The sequence below is a fragment of the Spirillospora sp. NBC_01491 genome (genome assembly GCF_036227065.1).
Taxonomy (GTDB): Bacteria; Actinomycetota; Actinomycetes; order Streptosporangiales; family Streptosporangiaceae; genus Spirillospora; species Spirillospora xylanilytica.
On the sequence record NZ_CP109432.1, the window covers coordinates 6,518,922 to 6,543,069 of the forward strand.

General features: G+C 74.1%; 18 protein-coding genes. 9 read left to right on the top strand and 9 right to left on the bottom strand.

The features are described from left to right. The first annotated feature begins 11 nt into the window (after positions 1-11). A complete protein-coding gene (locus OHA34_RS30255; RefSeq protein WP_329519620.1) occupies positions 12-1,820 on the top strand; it encodes an ABC transporter ATP-binding protein in 1,809 nt (602 codons plus the stop codon). A 113-nt stretch (positions 1,821-1,933) separates the two neighbouring features. Here OHA34_RS30255 and OHA34_RS30260 read toward each other — a convergent pair whose 3' ends face one another. After that, the gene (locus tag OHA34_RS30260; protein WP_329519621.1) at positions 1,934-4,015 is read right to left on the bottom strand and encodes a S9 family peptidase; all 2,082 of its coding nucleotides are present in this window, start codon (positions 4,013-4,015) and stop codon (positions 1,934-1,936) included. Between the two features lie 259 nt (positions 4,016-4,274). Between OHA34_RS30260 and OHA34_RS30265 the strand changes: the two genes are divergently transcribed. From OHA34_RS30265 to OHA34_RS30280, 4 genes are all read left to right on the top strand, one after another. After that, positions 4,275-5,720, top strand: a complete 1,446-nt coding sequence (locus OHA34_RS30265; protein WP_329519622.1) for a serine/threonine-protein kinase — start codon at positions 4,275-4,277, stop codon at positions 5,718-5,720. Positions 5,721-5,949: 229 nt separating this feature from the next. Beyond that, on the top strand, positions 5,950-6,849 hold the full coding sequence (mshB, locus tag OHA34_RS30270; RefSeq protein WP_329519623.1) for an N-acetyl-1-D-myo-inositol-2-amino-2-deoxy-alpha-D-glucopyranoside deacetylase: 900 nt from the start codon (positions 5,950-5,952) through the stop codon (positions 6,847-6,849). A gap of 22 nt (positions 6,850-6,871) precedes the next feature. Beyond that, a complete protein-coding gene (locus OHA34_RS30275) occupies positions 6,872-7,507 on the top strand; it encodes a DUF6113 family protein (RefSeq protein ID WP_329519624.1) in 636 nt (211 codons plus the stop codon). Between the two features lie 14 nt (positions 7,508-7,521). Further along, a complete protein-coding gene (locus OHA34_RS30280) occupies positions 7,522-8,052 on the top strand; it encodes a flavin reductase family protein (protein WP_329519625.1) in 531 nt (176 codons plus the stop codon). Positions 8,053-8,060: 8 nt separating this feature from the next. On the opposite strand, the gene OHA34_RS30285 is transcribed toward OHA34_RS30280, so the two are convergent. The 3 genes from OHA34_RS30285 to rocD all read right to left on the bottom strand — a co-directional run bounded on the left by OHA34_RS30285 (position 8,061) and on the right by rocD (position 11,643). Beyond that, positions 8,061-9,689, bottom strand: a complete 1,629-nt coding sequence (locus OHA34_RS30285; protein ID WP_329519626.1) for a DHA2 family efflux MFS transporter permease subunit — start codon at positions 9,687-9,689, stop codon at positions 8,061-8,063. Next, the gene (locus tag OHA34_RS30290; protein ID WP_285937959.1) at positions 9,686-10,339 is read right to left on the bottom strand and encodes a PadR family transcriptional regulator; all 654 of its coding nucleotides are present in this window, start codon (positions 10,337-10,339) and stop codon (positions 9,686-9,688) included. Before OHA34_RS30290 ends, OHA34_RS30285 begins: the two co-directional genes overlap by 4 nt. A 110-nt stretch (positions 10,340-10,449) precedes the next feature. Then, a complete protein-coding gene (gene rocD / locus OHA34_RS30295; RefSeq protein WP_285937957.1) occupies positions 10,450-11,643 on the bottom strand; it encodes an ornithine--oxo-acid transaminase in 1,194 nt (397 codons plus the stop codon). 177 nt (positions 11,644-11,820) lie between these two features. Between rocD and OHA34_RS30300 the strand changes: the two genes are divergently transcribed. Beyond that, positions 11,821-12,279, top strand: coding sequence for an Lrp/AsnC family transcriptional regulator (locus OHA34_RS30300; protein WP_285937956.1), 459 nt, complete (start codon positions 11,821-11,823; stop codon positions 12,277-12,279). Positions 12,280-12,286: 7 nt separating this feature from the next. On the opposite strand, the gene OHA34_RS30305 is transcribed toward OHA34_RS30300, so the two are convergent. Beyond that, on the bottom strand, positions 12,287-13,456 hold the full coding sequence (locus OHA34_RS30305) for a serine/threonine-protein kinase (RefSeq protein ID WP_329519627.1): 1,170 nt from the start codon (positions 13,454-13,456) through the stop codon (positions 12,287-12,289). A 20-nt stretch (positions 13,457-13,476) separates the two neighbouring features. On the opposite strand from OHA34_RS30305, the gene rraA reads away from it, so the two are divergent. The 3 genes from rraA (at position 13,477) to OHA34_RS30320 (ending at position 17,591) form a co-directional block, all read left to right on the top strand. Beyond that, entirely contained in the window at positions 13,477-13,956 is a 480-nt protein-coding gene (rraA, locus tag OHA34_RS30310) for a ribonuclease E activity regulator RraA (protein WP_329519628.1), read from the top strand. Positions 13,957-14,106: 150 nt separating this feature from the next. Next, complete coding sequence (locus tag OHA34_RS30315; RefSeq protein WP_285937952.1) at positions 14,107-16,167, top strand: M6 family metalloprotease domain-containing protein; 2,061 nt, start codon at positions 14,107-14,109, stop codon at positions 16,165-16,167. A 179-nt stretch (positions 16,168-16,346) separates the two neighbouring features. After that, positions 16,347-17,591 (top strand): hypothetical protein, encoded by a 1,245-nt coding sequence (locus OHA34_RS30320; protein ID WP_329519629.1) that lies wholly within the window; start codon positions 16,347-16,349, stop codon positions 17,589-17,591. A 126-nt stretch (positions 17,592-17,717) separates the two neighbouring features. Here OHA34_RS30320 and OHA34_RS30325 read toward each other — a convergent pair whose 3' ends face one another. The 4 genes from OHA34_RS30325 to OHA34_RS30340 form a co-directional block, all read right to left on the bottom strand. Continuing rightward, positions 17,718-18,917: a Cmx/CmrA family chloramphenicol efflux MFS transporter gene (locus tag OHA34_RS30325; RefSeq protein WP_285937950.1), complete on the bottom strand. Its 1,200-nt coding sequence runs from the start codon at positions 18,915-18,917 to the stop codon at positions 17,718-17,720. A gap of 77 nt (positions 18,918-18,994) precedes the next feature. After that, positions 18,995-19,567, bottom strand: coding sequence for a TetR/AcrR family transcriptional regulator (locus tag OHA34_RS30330; protein ID WP_285937949.1), 573 nt, complete (start codon positions 19,565-19,567; stop codon positions 18,995-18,997). A 41-nt stretch (positions 19,568-19,608) separates the two neighbouring features. After that, positions 19,609-23,145, bottom strand: a complete 3,537-nt coding sequence (locus tag OHA34_RS30335) for an SAV_2336 N-terminal domain-related protein (protein WP_329519630.1) — start codon at positions 23,143-23,145, stop codon at positions 19,609-19,611. Next, complete coding sequence (locus OHA34_RS30340) at positions 23,135-24,148, bottom strand: AAA family ATPase (RefSeq protein ID WP_285937947.1); 1,014 nt, start codon at positions 24,146-24,148, stop codon at positions 23,135-23,137. The genes OHA34_RS30335 and OHA34_RS30340 overlap by 11 nt, the downstream gene beginning before the upstream one ends.

Consider the following 24,148-nt stretch of genomic DNA (forward strand, 5'->3'; position numbering starts at 1 on the left):
CTGGGGGAGCGGTGAGCACGGAGATCCTGCCGGTGGCGACGTCCGCGCAGGTGCGCGCGTACGCGCGGCGGCTGATGCTGCGGCACCCGCGCGCGCTGGGAGGCGCGCTGACGCTGCACGGACTGGCCACGGTGACCGGCCTGGTCGCGCCGCGGCTGCTCGGCGACCTGGTGGAGGGCGTCCGGGACGGAGGCGCCGACATCAACGCGGTCGGCCTCGCCATCGCGGTGTTCGTGATCGCGCAGGGCGTGCTGACCCGGTACGCCTACTACGCGTCGGCGCGGCTCGGCGAGGGGGTGCTGGCCGAGCTGCGGGAGGAGTTCGTCGACCGGGTCCTCGCGCTGCCGCTGTCGACCGTCGAGCGCGCGGGCACCGGCGACCTGGTCAGCCGCACCTCGCGGGACGTCGACACGCTGGGCACGTCCGTCCGGTACGCGGTGCCCGAGACGCTGGTCGCGCTGGTCGCGACGGTGTTCACGCTCGGCGCGCTGCTGCTGACCGGGCCGCTGGTCACGCTGCCGTGCCTGATCGCCGTCCCGTTCCTGTGGGGCGTGATGCGCTGGTACCTGCGCCGCGCCCACTCCGGGTACCTGCGGGAGAACGAGGCGTGGGCCGAGCTGGCCGACGGCCTGGCCGAGACCGTGCACGGCGCCCGGACGGTCGAGGCGTTCGGCCTCGCGGACCGCCGGCACCGGCGCGGCGACGCCGACATCGCGGGCAGCTACGCGGTCGAGCGCTACACGCTGGGGCTGCGCACCGTCCTGTATCCGGTGATCGGGATGAGCTTCGTGCTGCCGGTGGCGTCCACCCTGCTGATCGGCGGCTACTTCTACACGCGCGGGATGGCGTCGCTGGCGCAGGTGACGGCTGCGACGCTGTACGTGCAGCAGCTCATCGGACCGGTCGAGCAACTGCTGGACTGGCTGGACGAGCTCCAGCTCGGCGGCGCGTCGCTGGCCCGGCTGCTCGGCGTGGGCAACGTGCCGCCCGACCGCGTCCCGAACGGCCGCCGTCCGGTGGGGGAGCGGCTGACCGCCAGCGACGTGCGCTACTCCTACCGTCCGGGCCAGGACGTGCTGCACGGCGTCGACCTCGACCTGCGGCCGGGGGAACGGCTGGCGATGGTCGGGCCGAGCGGCGCGGGCAAGTCGACGCTCGGCCGTCTCCTGGCGGGCGTCGACGGCCCCCGCTCGGGTTCGGTCGCCGTCGGCTCCGATCCCGTCCCCCCGGGCGGGCCGGACGAGCGGGACGAGCGGGACGGGCAGGGCGGGCAGGGCGGGCCGGTTCCGCTGGTGGAGCTGCCGCTGGACGAGCTGCGCGGCCAGGTCGCTCTGGTCACCCAGGAGCACCACGTGTTCCGCGGCACGCTCCGCGAGAACCTGGTGATGGCCCGCCCGGACGCCGCCGACGCCGCGATCACACGGGTGCTGGAGGCCGTCGGCTTCGACGGGCCCGGCCTGGACGCGGTGGTGGGCTCGGGCGGCGAGACGCTGTCGCCGGCCCAGGCGCAGCAGCTCGCGCTGGCCCGCCTGGTGCTGGCCGACCCGCACACGCTGGTGCTGGACGAGGCGACCGCCCTCCTCGACCCGCGCGCCGCGCGCCGCCTGGAGCGCTCGCTGGCCGCCGTGCTGGACGGCCGCACGGTCGTGGCCATCGCGCACCGCCTGCACACCGCGCACGACGCCGACCGTGTCGCGGTGGTGGAGGACGGCCGCATCACCGAGCTCGGCACGCACGACGAGCTGATCGCGGCGGACGGCTCGTACGCCGCCCTCTGGTCGTCCTGGCACGGCGGCAAGGCACCCGCCACCGACGGCTGAGCGCCCCCCGGGACCCGCGTCTGCCGCTGTCCGCCGCTGCGTCGTGCCCGCCCAAGATCCCGGGCGGGCGGGCGGGCGGGCGGCACGGCGCGGCGACGCAGCGGCCCGGCCGCTCAGCGCGCGAGGGCGTTCTTGAGGAAGTCGACCTGGATGGTCAGCAGGTTCTCCGCGACGACCTCCTGCGGGGTCATGTGGGTGACGCCCGAGAGCGGGAGCACGGTGTGCGGGCGTCCCGCCGCCAGCAGGGCCGACGACAGCCGCAGGCTGTGCGCGGCCACCACGTTGTCGTCGGCGAGGCCGTGGATGAGCAGGAGCGGGCGCTCCAGCTTCCCGGCGAGGCCGATGAGCGAGTTGGCGTCGTAGCACTCCGGGTCCTCGTCCGGGTGGCCGAGGTAGCGCTCGGTGTAGTGGGTGTCGTACAGCCGCCAGTCGGTCACCGGCGCCCCCGCGACGCCCGCGTGGAACACGTCCGGGCGGCGCAGCACCGCGAGCGCCGCGAGCCAGCCGCCGAACGACCAGCCGCGGATGCCGACCCGGTCCAGGTCGAGCGCGGCCGGGTGCAGCCTGGCCGCCTCCATCAGCGCGGTGATCTGGTCCTGGAGCACCGGCTCGACGAAGTCGCCGCGGACGGCGCGGTCCCAGATCGGGCCCCGCCCGGGGGTGCCGCGGCCGTCCGCGATGACGACGGCGAAGCCCTGGTCGGCCAGCCACTGCGCCTCGTAGTAGGCGCGCTGCACGGCGACGACCCGCTGCGCGTGCGGGCCGCCGTACGGGTCGAGCAGCACGGGCAGGCGGCCCGCGCCGGGCTCCCACCCGGTCGGCAGCACCACGGCGGTGCGGATCTCGCGGTCGCCCGCGCGCAGCAGCTCCACCCGCGGCGTGATCACCGGGGTCTGGGCGAGCGAGGCAACCAGGTGGGTGCCGCCGGGAGCCCGGACCTCGGTGGTGGCGCCGGGACGGTCCAGCCGCGACCCGGTCACCACCGTGACCTCGCCGGAGCGGGCGCCGCCGAACACCCCCCGGCCCTCGCTCAGCCGGACCAGCTTCTCCGGCGCGTACCACCACAGGTGCGTCTCGGTGGGCTCCTCGGAGGCGGTGAACAGGACGGTGTCGCCCTCCACCCCGAGGACCGACCGGATCTGCAGTCCGGCCGGAGTGACCGGCTCGCCCGCGACGGTGAGCCGGCGGGTGCCGGTCTCGCGGTCCTCGGCGACCCAGACCAGCCCGCCCTTGCCGGTGCGGGCGGGCAGGCCCGGGACGATGTCGGTCCACACCGGGTCGTGCGCGTTGTGCAGCAGGGTGGTCGCGCCGTTGCTGGGGTCGACCTTGAGGATCCGCTGGGACCGCTGGTCCCGCGACTGGGTGACGATCAGCAGGCCGTGCCGGTCCCAGGCGGCGGTGACGACGTAGGGGAACTCGCCGCGGTCCCACGCCACCGCGAGCCGGCCGCCGTCGACCTTGAGCAGCACCAGGGAGACCATCGCGTTGGGCGTGCCCGCCGCCGGGTAGGCGATCTCCACCGGGGTCCGCTCGGGGTTGGCCGGGTCGGCGATGTGCCAGCGCAGTACCGGGGTCTCGTCGACCCGGGCGGCCAGCAGCGTGCCGCCGTCGGGGGACCACCAGTGCCCGCGCATCCGGCCCATCTCCTCGGCCGCGATGAACTCCGCGAGCCCGTAGGAGATCTGGTCGGTCTCCGGCTGGACCAGCGCCCGGTCGTCCGAGCCGTCCATCTCGATCACCCGCGAGGTCCGGCCCGACACGTACGCCACCCGGCGCCCCGCCGGGTCGGGACGCGGGTCGAACACCGGCGCCCGCGCGGGCAGGTCCCGCACCTTCCCGGACTCGAGGTCGGCGACGAACAGCAGGCCGCCGAGGGTGAAGACCGCGAGCCGCAGGTCCCGGTCGGCCGCGTAGCCGACGATGCCGCCGGCCTGCTCGCGGGCGCGCTCGCGGCGGGCCCGCTCCTCGGCGGGCAGGTTCTCCTCGCCCGGCACGTCCAGCGTGGTGGGGTCGGCGACCAGGCGCTCCTCGCCGGTCGCGGTGTCCAGCGTCCACAGGCAGGTGACCGGGTCGTCGCCGGCCTTGGTGCGCAGGAAGGCGACGCGGGTGCCGTCCGGCGCGATCTGGAAGGCGCGCGGGACGCCGAGGGTGAACCGACGGGTGCGGGCGCTCTGCCGCGGATAGCTGATGCTCATGACAGCCGAGTCTGTCAGCCGGACCCCCTATGATTCCGGCGCGTGCCGTGTGTTGCACGGCGCGGCGCCGCATGGCGCCGCGCGTGTCGTGCAGTGCGGTGCCGCGCGTGGAGGGGGTCCCGCGCGGCCGGGCACGCCGGGCGAGGTCTTGATCACGAATCGTGCCCCGGGGCGGGGAACGACCCGTGCTCAAGAGTTCGCTCGCGTAAGCTCAAAGCTTCCCCCGAAACAACTTGTCGCCGCGCTAAGGAGTGGGTCCATGCCGGAGCTGCAACCGGGAGATCCCCGGCGGCTGGGGTCCTACGAGATCCTCGAACGGCTGGGTGAGGGCGGCCAGGGCGTCGTCTACCTGGGAGCCGACGCCTCCGGGAACAAGGCCGCCATCAAGCTGCTGCGCGCCGACCTGGTCGAGGACACCTCCGCCCGCAACCGGTTCGTCCGCGAGGCGCAGGCGGCCAAGCAGGTCGCCCGGTTCTGCACCGCGCAGGTGCTGGAGGCCGACGCCGCGGGCAACCAGCCCTACATCGCCAGCGAGTACGTCCCCGGCCCCTCGCTCTACCAGCAGATCACCGAGAGCGGGCCGATCACCGGCGCCGCGCTCGACCGGCTCGCGATCGGCACCGCGACCGCGATGGTGGCCATCCACCAGGCCGGGATCGTGCACCGCGACTTCAAGCCGCACAACGTGATCATGGCGCCGGACGGGCCGCGGGTGATCGACTTCGGGATCGCGCGGGCCCTCGACACCGGGCAGACCGCCGCGACCAAGGCGATCGGCACCCCGTCCTACATGGCGCCCGAGCAGGTGGCGGGCGCGACGCTCACCGAGGCGGTGGACGTCTGGGCCTGGGCCACCACCATCGTGTACGCGGCGACCGCGCGCCCCCCGTTCGGCGACGACACCGTGGTCGCGGTGATCAACCGGGTGATGAACGAGCCGCCGTCGCTGGAGGGCGTGCCGGCCGACCTGCACCGGCTGATCGCGGCGTGCCTGGTCAAGGAGCCCGAGCGGCGGCCCACCGCGCAGCAGCTCATGATGGCCCTGATCGGCAGCGGCCCGGCCGCGCAGACCCGGATGGACGACCCGGCGCAGGCCACCGCGCTGCTGGCCGAGGGCTCGCACATGGCGGGCGGCGCCGCGGTCCCCGGCTCGACGCAGCCGGTCGCGCGCACCCAGCGGGTCTCGCCGGCCGAGTACGGCGGCTCGCTGCCCCCGGCGCCCGGCTACGGTCCCGGAGGCGGCGGCGGTGGCAGGCGTCCGGCCGGCGGCGGCCACCGTGCCCCGTACGAGCCCGAGCACCGGTCCAAGGCGCCGCTGGTGATCGGCGTCCTGGCGGTGCTCGCGCTGCTGATCATCGGCGGCGTGGTGCTGGCCAATCGCGGCGGGAAGACCCCCGAAACGCCGACCTCGCCCTCGGTGAGCGAATCCGAGTCCCCCTCGGAGACCCCCACCACCGACGAGGGCACCGAGCCCGAGCCCCAGCCCACCAGGATCCCCACCCGGACCCCGCGGACCACGACCCCGCGGACCAGCATGCCCGAGACGTCCGCGCCGACCACGGAGCCGCCGACCTCGCCGGAGCCCCCGTCGTCGGGCCCGGTCACCCCGCCGCCCACCGGCGGCACCAGCACCGGCGGCCCCGGCTCCGGCGGCGGCGGCAATGGCGGCGGTGGGCACGGCGGTCTTCCGGGGGACGGCGACTAGGCCGTGTTTCAAAGTCCCGGCCTTCGGCGCTCGCCTGGCGGCTCGTGCCTTACCGGGCCTTGGCGAGCGCGGCATCGCTTCGCGATCCGCCCGCTGAGGCCCGCCTCCGGCATCGCCCCACCGTGCGGGTAACGCGCTCGCGCGACGGCCGAGGCATTTTTGAAACAGACCCTAGGCCGGGCAGGGTGGTCATCCGTCCCGGTCCCAGCGCTGAGTAGGCTCGTCGACTATGAAGGAGCCGCGGATCCTGTTCGTCCACGCCCATCCGGACGACGAGTCCATCGGGACCGGGGCGACCATGGCCAAATACGCCGCCGAGGGCGCCCAGGTCTGTCTCGTCACGTGCACGCTCGGCGAGGAGGGCGAGATCATCCCCGATGAGCTGCGCCACTTGGCCTCCGGCAAGGAGGACCGGCTGGGCGAGTACCGCATCGGCGAGCTCGCCGAGGCGTGCGCGGCCCTCGGCGTGCGCGACCACCGGTTCCTCGGGGGGCCGGGCCACTGGCGCGACTCGGGGATGATGGGCGCCCCCACCAACGACGACCCGCGCTGCTTCTGGCGCGCCGACGTCGACGAGGCCGCCGGGGCGCTGGCCGCGGTCGTCCGGGAGGTCCGGCCGCAGGTGATCGTCACCTATGACGAGCGCGGCAACTACGGGCATCCCGACCACATCCAGGCGCACCGGGTCGCCACCCGTGCGTTCGAGCTGGCCGCCGACCCCGCGCACGAGGACGGCGCCGAGCCCTGGCAGGCCGCCAAGTTCTACGCCTACGCCACGCCCCGGACGGTGCTGGCCCGCGCGATCGCGGTGATGCGCGAGGCGCGGCTCCCGTTCGCCCGGGTCGCCGGGCTCGACGAGCTGGGCTCGGGGGTGGCCGACGGGCAGGTCACCACGGCGGTGGACGCCCGCGCGCACCTGCCCGCCAAGCTCGCGGCGCTGCGCGCGCACCGGACCCAGGTGGTGGTGGCGCCCGAGCGGGTCGGGCCGTACTTCGCCCTGTCCAACAACCTGGGCCAGCAGGCGTTCGGCACCGAGTACTTCATCCTCCAGGCGGGCGAGCGCGGCCCGGTGGGGGCGTCCAAGCGGGAGACCGACCTGTTCGCCGGGCTGGCGGGCCCGCAGGGCTGACCGGCTGGATACGCTGACGTCCGTGGACAAGGACGACGAACCCTCGACGGACCGGGCGCCCGAACCGGACCGGGCCGCGAACCCGGACCGGGGCGCGGCGCGGCCGGCCCAGGACGACCGTCCGGACGACTCCCGCGGCGACGCCGCGGACCCCGGGGCGCCCCCCGCCTCCGCTTCCGCCCCCGGCTCCGGGGGCGCCGCCGAGCCGGGGGCCTCGCCCGCCGACGCCCCCGAAGGGCCGCCGGGCGAGGTGGCGCTCGACGCGTTCGTGTCCGGCGCGGCCTACGCGGCGCTCGGCCTGCTGGGCGGCATCGCGGGCCTGATCGGGTCGTTCTCCCAGGACTGGTCGTCCGGATCGGTGCCGGTCGCGGCGATCGTGCTCGTCGGGCTGGTCTTCGTGATGGTGCGCGCGGCGGGCTGGGGCATGGGCACCCGGCTCGGCGCGCTGATCCCGGCGATCGTCTGGGCGGTGGTGACGTTCGTCATGTCCATGCAGCAGCCCGAGGGCGACCTGGTCGTCCCCGGGACCACGGCCGGATACGTCTACATCGTGGGCGGCCTGGTCGCGGCGGTGGTCGCGGTGTCGCTGGTCCCGGCCCGCAACCCGTCGGGGGCCTGGCTGACGGCAGGCGCCCCGCGCGACGCCCGCCGCCCGTGAGCGCCGTTCCCCCGATGCGTCCCGGACCGCCCGTGGTGGACGCGGAGCTGCTCCGGCAGGTGGCCGGGCGGTTCGCCACCGGGGTCACGGTCGTGACCACCGTCGCGGGCGGCGCCGACCACGCGCTGACGGTGACCGCCTTCACCTCGGTCTCGCTCGACCCGCCGCTGGTCATGGTCTCGGTGGCGAAGGCCGCGCCGTTCCACGGCGCGGTGCTGCGCGGCGGCCGGTGGGCGGTCTCGGTGCTGTCCGAGGACATGCGCGTCATCGCCGAGCGCTTCGCCGCCCCGGACACCGCCGCCCTGGACGCCAGTGCCCCGGAGGTCGGTCGTCCGGAGGTCGACGGTCCGGGGCAGGGGCGCGGGGCGGTCACCGGTGCGGTGATCTTCACCGGCGGGGTGGCCGCCCTGGAGTGCCGGACCCACGCCGTCCACGACTGCGGCGACCACAGCCTCGTGGTGGGCGAGGTCCTCGCCCTGGACGCTCCCGACGTCCAGGGCGGGCCATTGATCGTCTACCGGGACGGCTACCGCACCTTCGGCTGACCCCGCGGTCAGCCCGCGGCGGTCGCGCCGGCGGTGTCGGCGATGTCGGGCGTGTCGACGGGGGCGGACGGCGCCCGGTACGCCTTCATGCCCAGGCAGGCGGCGGCGCCGAGGAAGACGAGCAGGACCGGCAGGGCCATGGTCGGCTTCATCGCGGACACGAACCCGTGGCCGAACACCTGCGCCGCCGCCTCCTGCACATGGTGCGCCACCGACGGCGGGACGCCCGGAGGCAGGTGCTGCGCGGCGCCGTGCTGGCTCGCGCCGACCTCCAGCCCGCCCTTGGCGGCCCCGGCGAACCCGTCGACGAACTGGGGCCGCACGTCCGGCGGCAGCCCCGCCGCCCGCGCGGCGGCCTCGTCCTTGAGCGAGGACGCGAGCCGGTTCTGGAGGACGGCGCCGACCGCCGCGCTGCCGAGCACCGAGCCGATCTGCCGGACGGTGTTGTTGACCCCGGAGGCCGCCCCGGCCAGGTGCCGGGGGACATTGCGGGTGGCCTCGGTCGCCATCGGCGCGAACACCCCACCCATGCCGAGGCCGCCGACGGCCAGCGGCGCGATGAAGGCCGTCCACGACGTGCCGGCCTCGGCGATCGCGATGATCCACAGCATGCTCGCCGCGTACAGGGTGAGCCCGGTCATCAGGATGAACTTGCCGCCGATCCGGTCCGACAGCTTGCCCGCGACCGGCGCCAGGAACATCGACATCAGCGAGGACGGCGCCATCACCAGACCGGCCTTCAGCGCGCTGAAACCGAGCACCGACTGGAGGTAGATCGTCATCGGCAGGAACATCCCGATCATGCCGATCGACACGATCGCGCCGACGACGTTGAGGATGGCGAAGTTGCGGTCCTTGAACAGCGCGAACGGCACCAGCGGCTCACCCGCCTGCTTGGTCCGCTGGTGCAGCAGGAAGGCCGCCAGCAGTACCGCGCCGACGCCGATCAGGCCCCAGATCCAGCCGTTCCACTCGTACTTCTGGCCCTCGGTGAGCGCGAACACCAGGCAGAACAGCGAGGCCGAGGCGAGCAGCACGCCGACGAGGTCGAAGCGGTGCCGGACCGAGCGCGCGTTGCCGGGCAGGATCGGCACCGCCATGAACAGCACCAGGATGCCGATCGGCAGGTTCACGAAGAAGATCCAGCGCCAGTCCAGCGAGGTGACCAGCAGGCCGCCGATGGTCGGGCCGGCGATGGTGGACACCCCCGCCACCGCGCCCCAGATGCCGAGCGCCGCGCCGCGCCGCTCGGCCGGGAAGGTGTCGATGATCATCGACATCGTCTGCGGCATCAGCAGCGCCGCGCCGAGCCCCTGCACCGCGCGCGCGGCGATCAGCTGGGTCGGGTCCTGCGAGATCCCGCAGGCCAGGCTGGCCAGGGTGAACAGCACCACGCCGGCGATGAACAGGTTGCGCTTACCCCACAGGTCACCGAGCCGGCCGGCGGTGATCAGCAGGACGGCCAGCACCAGGATGTAGGAGTTGTTCACCCAGAGCACCTGGTCCAGCGAGGCGTCCAGCTTGTCGATCATGTTCGGGATCGCGATGTTCACGATCGTCAGATCGAGCAGGGTCATGAAGAACCCCAGGGACAGGGTGATCAAGATCGCCCAGGGGTTGCCGCGCCATCTGCTCACAGGTTCTTCTCCTCGGTGGACGCGCCCGCGTCGTGCGGTGACCGGTCCGCGGTCTGGTGGTGGGGGTCGCAGGTGTTCAAGGTCGCGTCGTCTTTCCAGGTGAGTCGCCCGGAGTCCAGGTCGTCGGCGAGGTCGCGGACCAGGTCGAGCTCGGCGCGGACGCGCGCGATGCTCAGCTCCTGGTCGATCAGCTTGTAGCGCTGGATCCCGCGTTTCATGAGCGAGTCGCGCGCGGTCTGCTGGCCGGCGAGGAACGCCTCCAGTGCGACCTGCCGGCCGCGGAGCTGCCGGGCCACCTCGGCCTCGGGCAGCAGGTTGATGAACGCGAGCGCGGTGCCGAACAGCGGGAACTCCTCGGCCGGCTTGCACAGCAGCTCGGCCAGCCGGATGCGCGCGGCGTCGCGGCCCGCCGAGGTGACCGCGTACACGGTGCGCTCGGGGCGGCGGCCCTCGCGGCTGGTCTCCAGCGGCTCGATCAGCCCGGCCGCGGCGAGCCGTTCCACCGAGTGGTAGAGCGAGCCGTGGGTGATCTTGACCGCCACGTCGTAGGCGTGGTTGCGGATGCGCTGCTGCATCTCGTACGGGTGCATCGGCCCGTCGCAGAGCATCCGCAGCACGGTCAGCCCGAGCGGGGTGAGGGGTTTGGACACGGGCAGCCTTATGGTCGGGACGGATTAATCCACTTAGACTAATCCATCCCGACGGAACCCATCACCTATTTTGCATTCCAGGACAGAGTGGGAGGTGGCCGGCCCCCCGGTCAGTCCTTGAGCGCGATCTCCAGCTGGTCCAGCGCCCAGTCCAGGTCCTGCCGGCTGATCACCAGCGGCGGCGCCAGCCGGATCGTGGTCTCGTGCGTCTCCTTGGCGAGGACGCCGAGCTCCATCAGCCGCTCGCTCACCGGCCGCGCCCTGCCGCGCAGCTCCACCCCGGCCCACAGGCCGCGCCCGCGCACCTCGCGGACGACGTCGGAGGGCAGCCGGCCGAGCCGATCGTGCATGTGCGCGCCGAGCTCCCTGGAGCGTTCCTGGTACTCGCCGGTCCGCAGCATCGCCACCACCTCGCGGCCGATCGCGCAGGCCAGCGGGTTGCCGCCGAAGGTGGAGCCGTGCTGGCCCGGCTTGAAGACGCCGAGCACGTCGGTGTCGGCGACCACCGCCGACACCGGCATGATGCCGCCGCCGAGGGCCTTGCCGAGGATGTAGACGTCCGGGACGACGTTCTCGTGCTCGACCGCGAACGTGGTGCCGGTCCGGCCGAGGCCCGACTGGATCTCGTCGGCGAGCATCAGCGACCCGTTCGCGGTGCACAGCTCGCGTACGGCGGTCAGGAACCCGCTCGGCGGCACGTTCACCCCGGCCTCGCCCTGGATCGGCTCGACCAGCACCCCGACCGTGGTCGCGTCCATCGCGGCCCGCAGCGCCTCGACGTCGCCGTACGGGACGGTGCGGAAGCCCGGCGTGTACGGGCCGTAGGAGTCCTTGGCCTCCGGGTCGGTGGAGAAGCTGACGATCGTGGTGGTGCGGCCGTGGAAGTTGCCCTCGAAGGTGATGATGTTGGCCTCGCCGGCCGGGACGCCCTTGACCTCGTACCCCCACTTGCGGGCGGTCTTCAGCGCCGTCTCCACCGCCTCGGCGCCGCTGTTCATCGGCAGCACCATGTCCTTGCCGCACAGCGCCGCGAGCTCGGCGACGAACGGGCCGAACTGGTCGTGCTCGAAGGCCCGGCTGACCAGGGTGACCCGGTCCAGCTGGCGGCGGGCGGCCTCGGTCAGCCGCGGATTGCGGTGCCCGAAGTTGACCGCCGAGTAGGCGGCCAGCAGATCGAGGTAGCGCCGGCCCTCGACGTCGGTCACCCAGGCCCCCTCGGCCTCGGCGATCACGATCGGGAGCGGGTGGTAGTTGTGCGCGCTGTGCTCCTCGGACAGGGCCCGCAGCTGGTCGGTTCGGGTCACGGTTCTCCTTCGCGGCTCGGCCCGGCCGGGGTGGGCCGGGGTCGCTGGAGGCACCGGGGCCCGGTGCCGTGCTGGAGTGGCGGACTCCGGGAACGGATGGCCCGAGGCCCTCCTTCAGCGTATGTTCGGGATCAATCAGCGACCAATGATGAAAACCGACTTTGGGGGAGTTATTTGTTGCGTCTTGACGACCTGGACCGTCGAATCGTTGCGCGCCTCCTCGAGGACGGCCGCGCCTCCTACGCGCAGATCGGCGAGCACGTGGGGCTGTCGGCCCCGGCGGTCAAGCGGCGGGTCGACCGGCTGCGCGCGGACCGCGTGATCACCGGCTTCGCGGCGGTCGTGGACCCGGCCGCGCTTGGCTGGACGACCGAGGCGTTCATCGAGCTGTTCTGCACCGGGGCGACGTCCCCCGAGGAGATCCACACCAGCGTCCGCGGCCATCCCGAGGTGGTCGGCGCCTACACCATCAGCGGCGACGCCAGCGCGATCGTGCACGTGCGGGCCCGCGACATCCAGCATCTCGAGCAGGTGCTGGAACGGCTGCGCCGCGAGGACAACATCACCGCCACCAAGACCGCGATCGTGCTGTCCCGGCTGATCGGCCGCCCCATCGACGCCCCGTCCGCCGGCTGAGGCCCGCTCAGCCGGCGGCGAAGAGCAGGACGGCCACGATGAGCAGGATCCCCACCACGCAGGCACCCGCGCCGAGCCCGAGCAGCAGCGCCGGGCTGATCCCGGTCGCGGGCGGGCCCACCGGCGGGTTCGGGCCGGCCGGCGCAGGTCCGGGCGGAGGAGGGTACGGGACGGGCCGGACCGCCGTGCGCGCGTGCGCCCCCGCGGGCAGGGTCGGCGGGCCGTCCTCGGGCGTGGGCGGGGCGAGGCGCGCGCGGGGCGCGGCGGGCGGAGCCGGCAGCGGGGGCGGGACCGGCCCCGGAGGCGCGGCGCTGTAGGCGGGAAGGCGGCGGATGACGTCGGGCGGCAGCCAGCCTTGGGCGGGGACGGCGTCGTCCGCGCCCAGTTCGTCGAGGATCTCGCGGGGCCGGGGCCGGTCGGCCGGGTCCTCGGCCAGGCACCGTCCGATCAGGTCGCGCAGATCCTCCGGGCAGCCCTCCAGATCGGGGTCCTCGCGGACGGTGCGGCCGGTCGCCGCGTAGAGCACCACGGCGCCGAGCGCGAACACGTCGACGGCCGGGTCGCCGTCGCCGTCAGCGTCGCCGTCGCGGGGGAGGCCGAATCCGGTGACGCGCGGGCCGTCCTCGGCGAGCAGCACGGTGGACGGTTTGAGGCCGTTATGGACCACGCCGCCGGTGTGGGCGGCGTGGAGCGCCCCGGCCGTCCCGGCGAGCAGGGCCCGGACGGTCGCGTCCGGCATCGGGCCGAGCCGCGCGACCGCCTCCGCGAGGGACGGGCCGGGGACGTGCGCGGTCGCCGCCCAGGGCCGCGGCCCGTCGGCGTGCGCGTCGACGACGGGCGCGATGCGGGGGCTCTGGATCCGCTGGGCCGCGGCGATCAGCTCCCCGAACCGGCGCCGGAACCCGGGGGCGCCCGCCGGTCCGGACGCGACGATCGTGATCGCCAGTCGCCGCCCGCTCTGCGTGGTGGCGAGGTAGGCGCGGCCCGGCGCGCCCGTGCCGAGCCGGGCCAGCACGCGGTAGCCGCCGATCAGCGGCGGGTCGCCCGGTTCGAGCGGGGCGAAGGCGGGGCCGGACCAGGCGTGCGACTGCATCGTGTCCTCCAGGGATTCGGTCTCGTTGTACCGAAGATCGCCGCTGCCCGTCACCGGGTTCCCCGGTCGGGAACGCGAGATCACCGGCCAGTAGGCTGCCGGGCATGGATTTCGCGACGGCCGATCTGATCGACGACTTCGGCGACGAGTTGCAGAGTTGCGACACGCAGTTCCGGCAGTTCGGCGGGAGGTCGGCGTTCAGCGGGCCGATCGCCACCGTCCGCTGCCTGCACGACAACGGTTTGGTGAAGCGGCTGCTCGACACGCCGGGCGAGGGGCGGGTGCTGGTGGTCGACGGCGGCGGCTCGGCGGCGTCCGCGCTGCTGGGCGACATGCTCGGCGGCGCCGCCGTGCTGAACGGCTGGGCCGGGGTGGTCATCAACGGCGTGGTGCGGGACGTGGTGGCGCTGCGCGGTCTCGACCTCGGGGTCAAGGCGCTCGGCTCCAACCCGCGCAAGAGCGTCAAGGACGGCGCGGGCGAGACCGGCGAGCCGGTGCGCTTCGGCGGCGTGCGGTTCAGCCCGGGGGACTGGCTCTACAGCGACGAGGACGGCATCGTCGTGTCCGGACGCGCCCTGCGCTGATCCGCCGCCCCTCCCTCTCTTCCTCCCTCTCGTCCCTGTCGCCGCTGGCGTGAGATGCCAGCGGCGACGCGGAGGGATCGGCGATCTCGGCCCTTGATCGCCCGTCACCGCCTGCTTAGCGTCACGGGCAACGACGGAGACAGGGGTGACATGCGCGCCAAGAGGACATGGCTGATACCCGTGGCGGCGATCGTGCTGACCGCAGGGCTCGCGGCGGTGCCGGCCGCGGCGGAGCCGAGACCGCGGATCCCGGACCCCACCGCCAACCCGTGGCAGATGCGGCACTGGCCGCAGACCCAGCCGTGGCAGCGCGGCCAGGGGGCGCGCACGTACGCGGCGGGCGCCCCGCGGCCCGTCGATCCGCAGAACTACGAGCTGCCCGACACGATGACGTGGGACGACTACACGCCGGTGCCAGGCGCCTCGTGGGCCGACCCGTCCCGCGCCGGGTCGATCAAGAACTTCAAGGGCGCGGTCGTACTGGTCGACTATCCCGACCAGCCGTTCGTGGTGACGCAGCCGAAGAACTCGACGCTGTTCGGCAACCCGACCGTGGTCGGGGACCTGCCGCGCGCGAAGGTCGCGCAGTTCTACCACGACTTCCTCAACAGGCCGCAGGACCTGAACCGGGGCCACACGCTGCACGAGTACTGGATGGAGGACTCGGGCGGGCGCTACGGCGTGGACCTCAGCGCGTTCGGCGCGTACAAGATGCCGGCCAAGGACCACGAGTACGGCGTGGACGACTTCCAGGAGGGCAGCGGCTGCCCGGCCGGCGACACCTGCGGGCGCGACCTGCGCAAGGACGCGCGGGCCGCGTGGATCGCCGACGTGGGGGAGGAGACGGCGAAGAAGTTCGACTTCGTCTTCTTCCTCTCCGCCGGTCAGGACGAATCGTCCACCTGGCAGGAGTTCGGGCAGATGAAGTTCCAGAAGAAGGAGGACGTGCCCGCGGAGTGGGGGCCGGGCGACGCCAAGCTGCCCAACTGGGTGAAGACCCGGTACGTGGACTGGTCGTCGTGGGCGGCGGGCTCCACCATCTGGCCGAACGCGGTCACCGGGAGCTCCACCCAGGCCGAGAGCTCGGGCATGGGCGTCTTCGCGCACGAGTTCAGCCACATCCTCGGCATCGGCGACAACTACAACAACCCGTACGGGAACCCGCCGCGCCGGGCCTACACCGGGCCGTGGGAGATGCTGAGCCGCGGCAGCTTCAACGGGCCGGGCGGTCCGCACAGCCGGTGGACGATCCCCGCGACCGGCGGCGCGTCGATGGGCGCCCAGCACATGCTCCGCAACAAGATCAAGCTGGGCCTGGTCGATCCGGCGAACGTGCTCCAGCTCGACCGGGACGGCCTCGCCGCGTCCGGGGCGGCGGTCGCGAAGGTGACCGCGCGGGCCGTCGAGCCGGGCAGCAAGGGCCTGGCGGGCATCAACCTCAAGCTCGGCACGGGCGGTGACAGGAGCCCGGCGTGCGACACCGCCCAGGACCCGCTCTGCGACGGCGGCAAGTACGACAACTACACCGTCGAGGTCGTGGACCGGATGGGCTTCGACTCGTTCACGCCCGACTCGGGGGTGCTGCTGGCCAAGACCAAGGAGCGCGACAGCGCCCCGTTCATCTGGATCAAGGACGCCAACCCGCAGGACATCGACAAGGTTGACTTCCTCCTGCCGGACGGCACCCCGCAGAAGATGACGATCGGCGACTACCGCCAGCTCTCCGACTCGCTGTTCCACGCCGGGACGGGCTCGGGCAGCCAGTACGAGTACGTGGACGAGGCCAACCGGCTGCACTTCTACGTCCTGGACCTCAAGCGCGACCAGAAGGGCGTGCTGTCGTACACGGTGGCGGTCCGCTCGCTGGACGGGGCGGGCGCGCAGCGGCGCGGCGTGAAGGTCGACTCGGCCGGCGCCAAGCCCGCGGGCTCGGGCTGGACCAAGTGCACGATGGCGGTGCGCAACACCGGCAAGGGCGGCACCGGGTACTACGGCTCCGACGTCTTCCGGCTCAAGGCCGATGTCGCCGGGAAGGGCTGGACGACCTGGGTGCCGAACGCGCTGGCCACCGCGAAGACGGGCGCCGGGGCCAAGGCGGAGGTCTGGGCCAAGGCCGCGCCGGGCGCCGACCGCAAGGCCGAGCTGCGGCTCACGGCGACCTCGGAGAGCGACCCGGGCAAGTCCGACAGCGGAACCTGCCGCCTGCCCTGACCGATTCCACCGGCGAGCGGCGGCGAGCTGCGGCGAGCGGTGCGCGGCACGTGGCGGGCCCTGGGGCCGGGCGGCTGTAGACGGCTTTCGGTTGACCGTGTTACGGCATCGTGACTGAAATCCTGATCACGGTCGTCCGGCCCGGATGCTACCTTCCGGGATTGCCTGGAGGTGATCGAGTGAAAGTCCGGCGCTCCCTCGCCATCGCCACCCCGTTGGTGGCCATGGCGGCCGGTGTCCCCGCCTACACGTACCTGGGGACTGACAACGTCCACAACGCCGCGCCCAGTGCCGCGGCGGCGCCGAGCCTCGGCGACTTCGCCCTGAAGAAGGGCTCCGACCGCGCCGCGCCGCTCAAGGCGATGAACAAGGCGCTCAAGAAGAGCAGCGTCACCGCCCTGCTCAACGCCTCGGGCCAGCGCAAGCTCGGCAGTGGCTGCGGGGGCAAGGCCGGCGTCCCCGCCAAGTCGCTGGTCTACTGCTTCAACAAGGAGGACTCCACCACCAAGAAGTGGGTGCCCCAGGGCGTCACGAGCTCGTCCGACGCGACGGCGGACGAGGCGTGGGGCGCCAACAAGCCGATGATGGTGGTCTGGTACGCCGATAAGGCGATCCGGCTCACCTTCGTCAACCCGGCGAAGAAGACCTACCGGCACGTCCTGCTCACCTACCCGAAGCTGAAGGGGAAGAGCGCGAACTACACCGACATCGACCTGCACGCGGGCGGCGTCGCGTGGTTCGGGAACTACGTGTACGTGGCCGACACCGTGCACGGCCTGCGGGTGTTCGACGTGACCAAGATCTTCGACCTGGGCAAGAGCAAGAACGGCACGACCAAGAAGAAGGGCCTGGTCGGCCTGCACGGCAAGACGTACTACGGCCACGGCTACCGGTACGTGATGCCGCAGGTCGGGAGCTGGCAGCACAAGAACGGCGACGCGCCGTTGACCAAGTGCAAGGGCTCCGGCCCGCCGCGCACCTCGTGGGTGTCGGTCGACCGTACGGCCCGCCAGCAGCCCAAGCTCATCACCGGCGAGTACTGCGCCACCGCGTCCCCCAAGGGCCGGGTCGCCACCTGGCCGATGAAGGTCGGCACCGGGCTGGTCAGCTCGGGCGGCGTCGCGAAGGCCGACTGGGCGGCACCGCTCCCGGACAAGAAGATCCAGGGCGGGGTCCGGTCGCACGACTTCTGGTGGTTCACCCACAACGTCGACACGGCGGGCGGCGCCAAGCGCGGCCAGCTTCTGGTGACGAGTTGGAACGCTCAGAAGAAGGGCTGGGGCGGCGTCCAGCGGCGCACCATCTCCTACGGGCCCGAGGACCTGTCCTGCTTCCGCGGGCAGCGCCGGGTCTGGACGGTCGCCGAGCACGCGGGCAAGCGGGCCCTGTGGGGAACGCTCGAAGAGCCGTGCAACACCAACTGACGCCGTAGTCCGTCGGTGCGGTGCTGAGGGCCGGTACGGGACGCCCCGTACCGGCCCTTATCGCGTCCGCCCCCGGCCTGTGGCTCAGGTGCCGCGGCTCAGGTGTCGTCGCTCAGACGATGTGGCTCAGGCGTCGGCGTGGGCGGCGACCCGCGCGGTCCGCGCCGCCGGGCTCGTGGCGGCGCGGCGGTCCAGGGCGGCGCCCAAGGCGACCGCGCCGAGCGCGGCGGTGCCGAGCCCGGCGCCGATCCAGGCGGTGGCGGGGTAGCCGGCGCCGGCGCTGATCGCGAGGCCGCCGAGCCACGGGCCCGCCGTGATGCCGACGTTGAACGCGGAGACGTTCGTCGCCGTCGCGAGCGTCCGGCCGCCACCCGCCAGCACGAAGACCCGGGTGTTGAGCGTGGGGTTGGTGGCGAACCCGAACGCGCCGAGCAGGAACGCCAGCGCGATGGCCGGCACCGGCGAGCCCGCGGTCAGAGCCAGCGCGGCCGAGACGGCGACGAGTCCGGCGAAGCCCCAGTACAGCGTGGCGAAGGGCCGGGTGTCGGCGGTGCGCCCGCCGGCGGTGACACCGATGAACGCGCCGACCCCGTACAGGGCGAGAACGGCCGGGACCCAGCGTTCCGGCAGGCCGGTGGTCTCGGTGAGCATCGCGCCGAGGTAGCTGAAGGTGACGATCAGCGCGCCGGTGGCCAGCGCGGTCGTCCCGTAGGAGACCCACAGCCTGGCGGAGGTCATCGCGCCCAGCTCGTGCCGCAGCCGGGGGACCTCGCCGCCGGGCCGGCCGCCGGGGATCGTCGCGGCCACTCCCGCCATCGCGATCGTCGACAGGGCAGCCACCGTCCAGAACGCCGCCCGCCAGCCGAGGTGCTGGCCGATGACGGTGCCCGCGGGCAGGCCGATGACGGTGGCGAGGGTGAGCCCGCCCGCGACGACGCTCATCGCCCGGCCGCGCGCGCCCGCCGGGACCAGGCCGACCGCGGTGATCGCGGCCACCGCCCAGAACCCGGCGTAGACGAACGCGCCGATCACGCGGGTGGCGAACAGCGTCGCGTATCCGGTGGCCAGCGCGCCCGCCACATGCGCGAGGACGAAGATCACCAGGAAGGCCAGCAGCGCTCGGCGGCGCGGCCAGCGCCGGGTGAGCAGGGCCAGTACGGGCGCGCCCGCCAGCATGCCGAGCGCGAACGCGGAGATCAGCAGCCCCGCGTCCGGGACCGAGACGCCGAGGTCGGCGGCCATCTCGGGGAGCAGCCCGGCGAGCATCAGCTCCGAGGTGCCCTGGGCGAAGATCGCCATGCCCAGGACGTAGACGGCGAGCGGCATCGCTCCGCCTCCTTGTTTTAGATGGATCGATACAAAATTAGGCCGTGAAAAAGGGACGGGCACCCGCTCGTCCCTGGTCAGAGTGCGGTCATCGCGGTGTCGGCGATCGCCTTCAGCACGTCCCGCCCGGCGCCGCCCCGGGACGCGACCCGCATCCCGGCGATCGTCGCGATCATGAAGTGCGCGAGCGCCCCGGCGTCCCTGCCCGGATCGATCTCGCCCGCGCGGACGCCGGCCCCGATCGCCGCGCGCAGCGCCTCGAAGCGGCGCAGCCGGTCGCGCTCCAGCCGTCCGGCGATCGCGGGGTCGCTCGGCGCCATCTCCACCATGCTGTTGACCACCAGGCACCCGATCGGGTCCCCCTCGGTGGGGTCGACGGCCCGGTCCAGCAGCGTCCGCACCTTGTCGCGGGCCGGCCGGTCGCCCTCGAGTACCTCCAGCACCGAGGCGGTCATGATGTCCATGTAGTGGGCCAGTGCCATCTCGTACAGGTCGTGCTTGCTCTTGAAGGTGTTGTAGATGCTGCTGCGCCCGAGGCCGGTGGCCTCGCACAGGTCCTGCGTCGAGGTCGCCTCGTAGCCGGACGCCCAGAACGCCCGCATCGCCGCGTCGACGGCCCGCTCCTCGTCGAACGTTCTCGGTCGCGCCATGCCGAGACCGTACCTGTTTTGGACTGGATGATACAAAACAGCTAGTGTCGCGGATCCTCCGGGAGCACGACCAGGTCGCGCTCATCGCCCCGGCCGAGCACTGCCCGGCCGGGGGGCAGCCCTCCCTCGTCCGACACCGTCGGGACGCCCAGTTCGGCCAGCCGTGCGAGCAGCGGGTCCGGTCCGCCGCGGGTGCGCGCGAGGACCAGGTGGAGGTTCCGGCCGGGGTCCAGGTAGGGGATGAGCGGGAGCAGGACCTCCGCGTCCAGCAGGTCCTGGTCGTGCACGACCAGGAAGATCTCGGCGGACGGGTCGGGCCCGTCCAGCTTGCCGACCAGCTCCCGCACCACGGTCCTGACCATGGACGAGGTGTTGCTGTACGCGTCCCGGTGGTCGAGGTCCCGGCCGGGGCCGGTGAACACCGCGGTGCGCAGCGTCCCGCTCGGATCGATGATGAACAGCTCGCGCCGGGCCCCGGCGGCCCTCAGCGTGGCGACCACGTTCCGCAGCAGCGCCGTCTTGCCCCAGCCCGGAGCGCCCTGGACGACCAGGTGCCGGGCCGTCCGCAGATCCACGACGGCCGGCTCGCCCGTCTCCGCCAGCGTCCCCACCTCCACCTCCCACCGCGGGACGCGCGGCACCCCCTGCTCCTCGAAGTCGACGACCCGGCCGAAGCGGTCGGCGAGTTCGGGGTTGCGGGCGAGGAGGGCGTCCATCCGGCCGGCCCGCCCGGCGAGGACGACCAGGGGGTCGTCGCCGTGCTCCTCCATCCGCGCGATCAACTGCGCGACGGCCTCGCCGGTCGCCGCGGTCCCGTCCGCGGTGGCGGTCCCGTCCGTCGTGCCGGTCCCGTCCGTCGTGCCGGCCTCCGGCGCCAGGTCGTCCGCGTCGCCGATGAGCAGCACCCCGCCCTGGGCCAGGGCGAACACCCGCGAGGCGTTCGACGGGGTCTCGCCCGGATACTGGTCGACCAGGTTTCGCCAGGACGCGAGGGCCAGGTCGCCGTGCGGCAGCTCGCCCAGCTCGGCGAGCATCTCCCCGTACAGCCGGGCCACCGGGGTCCGCCCGGTCCCGTGCGGCCCGCGGAAGACCAGATGCGGATGGCCCGCCGCCCCGCCCGCCCGCGTCGCCGAGACCTTCGCGGCGATGAGCTCGCGCAGCGCCCGCCGGGCCGTCTCCCGGCCCTCGCCCGGGATCAGGACGTCCACCTCGGTCAGCAGCCGGCCGAGGACCTCCAGGTCGTTCTCCCGCGTCCGCACGGGGGTGAGCGCGGGGACGGACGGGGGCCCGGGATGGGGCGCGGGCGATGGGCGCGGCAGCTCGAACCGCACCGGCTGCCGCCCCGGCCTCCGCAGGTACCCCTGCTCCATCCCGGCCGCGAACGCCAGCCCGGCCCGGCCCATCACCCGCTGGAGCACCTGCGGGGACGGCCCGCGGACCGCGATCCGCCAAGTGAGCAGCGGGAGCAGCCGCTCCCAGGCCGTGGTGCGCTCCCAGGTGGTCGTCGCGATCAGCAGATGGACGCCGAGCCCCTCGCCGCGCGCCGCCAGCCGGAGCAGCGTCTCGGCCACCTCCGGCTTGCTGGACGGGAGGCTCAGCGACACGTCCACCACCACCAGCAGCGGCGGGGCGGACGGCGTCCGCGCCCGGTGGTCCAGCTCGTCGGAGAGCACGCCGAGGAAGTGGCGGAGCCCGTCCGGGCTGCCGAGCAGCTCTTCGCCCGAGTCCGTCACGTGCGGGAGGTCGGCCGGGGTGCCGAGCGGATGCTCGCCCAGCCCGCCGAGCACGATGGCGAGGGCGTCCGGGGGGAAGGTCTCGGCCAGCGCCAGCACGATCGCGCGGACGACGGCGTGGCGGTCCGCCGTGTCGCCGATGACCAGCCCGTGCGGTCCGTCGCCGCTCAGCGGGTCGAGCGTCACCGGCTGCCCGGCGTCGTCGAGCCCGATGGGCGGCGGCGCGATGGCACGGAGGTGCGGGGGGCTCGATCCGGCCGCGGACTCGCTCGAGGGCGGCCGTCGACCGTCCACCCCTGCCCGAGACCGCTCGGTGGCGGGCGGCGGTTGTGTCACGGGAGTGCCGGAGGTGCGGTCCAGGAGGGAGCGGGCCTCGGGGCTGAGGAGGGCGAACGGGCGCTCGGCGCCCGCGCCGGCATGGGCGTCGTCCGGGTGGTCGCCGCCAGTGGCGCGCAGCAGGGCGCGGAAGGTCTCGGCGGACGTCACGGCGCGGAACTCGATCTCGGCGGAGACCGCCTCCAGCACGTGCCGGGTGTGCTGCGCCTCGGGCCGCGGCAGGGTGTCGAGGAGGGCCTCGCGGGCGCCGGGCACGAACTCGTACCGGGTACCGGACAGCGGCCTGAGGAGCCCGCTGAGCAGGACCTCGGCGAGCTGGCCCGGCCCGGACCCGGCCAGCACCCGGCGCTGGATCAGCCGCATCACCGGCAGCGACGGCACCGACACCGCGACGTGCGCGGCGAGCTCGGCGGCGCCGGGCGAGGCCGAGCCGAGGAACCGGCGCACCCGCTCCCCGACCGCCAGCTCGCGTTCGCGGCGCACCGGCGCGGTGCTCGGCGCCGAGACGGGCGGCGCCGCCATGGCGGCGGGCTGGGGGCCGCCGCCGGAGACCAGCCGGGCCCAGGCGGCGAGCCAGCGCGGCGCGACCTCCAGCACGGGCACCGGCAGGCCGGGCGCCGGGGTGCCGTCGTAGGGGGTGAAGCGCAGCTCGGTGTTGGGGCCGCCGGGGCGGGGGAGGACGGCGAGCCCGGGGACGGCGGGCGCGGCGGTGCGGCGCCAGAGGCGTTCGGGCAGCGGCTGGAGGATGGCGGTCGGCCCGGCCGCCGCCCAGCGGCGCACGGCCCGTCCGGCCCGCCCGTCCCACCAGTGCGGGCCGGAGCAGTCGCTGAGCACGAGCGTCGCGTGCCGCCCGGACGGGTCCAGCAGCGTCGAGGGGTCCCGGGACGGGCCGTCCGGCGCGGACGAGACCCGTCCCGAGGTGTGCAGGTACGTCACCCGGATGTCGCGGAACGCGCCCTGGCGCAGGAGCGTCTCGGCCAGCTCGCGCGCGAGGGGACGCCAGAGCCGCATGGCGGCCCCGGTGTCGACGACCAGGCTGAGGCTCAGCCAGCGTTCGGGCGCGGCGACCAGGACGGGCGCCCACGACCCCGTGTCGGCGACGCGCGCGGCGGTCGCCTCCTCGTCCAGTTCGAGGCGCCGCCGCGACGGGACGCTGCGCTTCAGCGGACGCAGCGCCCGCTGCACGCCGAGCGGATCGTCGAGCATCGGCGCGGTCGGCACCAGGATCTCGTCGCCGCCGCCCACCGCCGCCTCGCCGGGCCCCGGAGGGGCCACGGGATGCAGCGCCGCCGACGGAGCGGAGGCCGGATCGCCGGCGGCCGGGAGCGCCGGCGGCGGAGCGTCGAGGACGTCCGGCGCGGCCTCGCGCGGCGTGTCCGATGCGGACCGCCGCGGTTCGCCCGACGCGCCGCCGAGGTGGCAGGCCAGCCAGATGATCTCGCTCAGCTCGACGGCGTCGGGCGGCGGTCCGGCGCCCGCCAGAGCCGCCCGGAACCGGTCAATCGTCATCGGCGGCCCCGGCCAGGTACGGCATGATCCGGTCGGCCAGCTCCCGGCGGTCGGTCGCGTCGGCGTGCCGGCACAGGTAGACCGCGTTGAGAAGCTGGTCGGTCGCGAGCGTCCCGCCGCCGGCGCGCCGCAGGAACAGCCGGACCAGGTCCTCGCCCTCGCCCGCGAGCGGCCCGAGGTGCTCGCGGACGATCGCGGCCAGCTCCGCCTCGCCCGCCGGCTGCCGCAGCTCCACCGTGACGCAGCGGCGCAGGAACGCCGGCGGGAACTCGCGCTCCCCGTTGCTGGTCATCACCACCAGCGGGAACGCGCTGCACCGCACCGTCCCGCCCCGCACCGTGACCCGTCCGCCGGGGCCGCCGTCGCGGCGCGTCGGGGCCCCGCCCGACCCGTCGGCGGTCAGCACCTCCGCGTCCGGCTCGGCGCGGCGGGTCAGCTCGGGGATCTCGTACTCGCCCTTCTCGAAGATCGTCAGCAGGTCGTTGGGCAGGTCGATGTCGCTCTTGTCGATCTCGTCGACGAGCAGCACGCGGGGCCGCCCGTACGGGAGGAGCGCGGTGCCGAGGGGGCCGAGCCGGATGTAGCGGCCGATGTCCTCGTCCTCGGCGGGCCCGCCCCCGACCTCGCGTCCGGCCGCGTACAGGCGGGTCAGCGGGTCGTACTGGTAGAGGCCGTCGCGCAGCGTCGCCCGGCTGGTGATCGGCCAGTGCAGGACGGGCCCGAGGCCGAGCTCGTGCGCGACCGCGTACGCGAGGGTCGACTTGCCGGTCCCGGGCGGGCCAGTCACCAGCAGCGGACGGCGCAGGTACAGGGCCGCGTTGACCTGCTGCACGGCGTCGTCCGACGGACGGTAGGTCGTCGCCTGATGGGTGTTCCCGGACCCGCCGGACGGTGCCGGCAGCACCGGGCCGCCGTCGAACGCGCGCCACGGCGGGGGCGGCGGCAGCCGGTCGACGCCGTCGTGCGTGCGCCGGCTCCCGGTGTAGAGCAGCCAGTCGGGCAT

What these genes read in the sequence shown, in the direction of transcription:
- OHA34_RS30260 (WP_329519621.1), bottom strand. Translation starts at nt 4,015, where the DNA reads ATGAGCATCAGCTATCCGCGGCAGAGCGCCCGCACCCGTCGGTTCACC.
- OHA34_RS30265 (WP_329519622.1), top strand. Translation starts at nt 4,275, where the DNA reads ATGCCGGAGCTGCAACCGGGAGATCCCCGGCGGCTGGGGTCCTACGAG.
- mshB (WP_329519623.1), top strand. Translation starts at nt 5,950, where the DNA reads ATGAAGGAGCCGCGGATCCTGTTCGTCCACGCCCATCCGGACGACGAG.
- OHA34_RS30280 (WP_329519625.1), top strand. Translation starts at nt 7,522, where the DNA reads ATGCGTCCCGGACCGCCCGTGGTGGACGCGGAGCTGCTCCGGCAGGTG.
- rraA (WP_329519628.1), top strand. Translation starts at nt 13,477, where the DNA reads ATGGATTTCGCGACGGCCGATCTGATCGACGACTTCGGCGACGAGTTG.
- OHA34_RS30315 (WP_285937952.1), top strand. Translation starts at nt 14,107, where the DNA reads ATGCGCGCCAAGAGGACATGGCTGATACCCGTGGCGGCGATCGTGCTG.
- OHA34_RS30325 (WP_285937950.1), bottom strand. Translation starts at nt 18,917, where the DNA reads ATGCCGCTCGCCGTCTACGTCCTGGGCATGGCGATCTTCGCCCAGGGC.
- OHA34_RS30330 (WP_285937949.1), bottom strand. Translation starts at nt 19,567, where the DNA reads ATGGCGCGACCGAGAACGTTCGACGAGGAGCGGGCCGTCGACGCGGCG.
- OHA34_RS30335 (WP_329519630.1), bottom strand. Translation starts at nt 23,145, where the DNA reads ATGACGATTGACCGGTTCCGGGCGGCTCTGGCGGGCGCCGGACCGCCG.
- OHA34_RS30340 (WP_285937947.1), bottom strand. Translation starts at nt 24,148, where the DNA reads ATGCCCGACTGGCTGCTCTACACCGGGAGCCGGCGCACGCACGACGGC.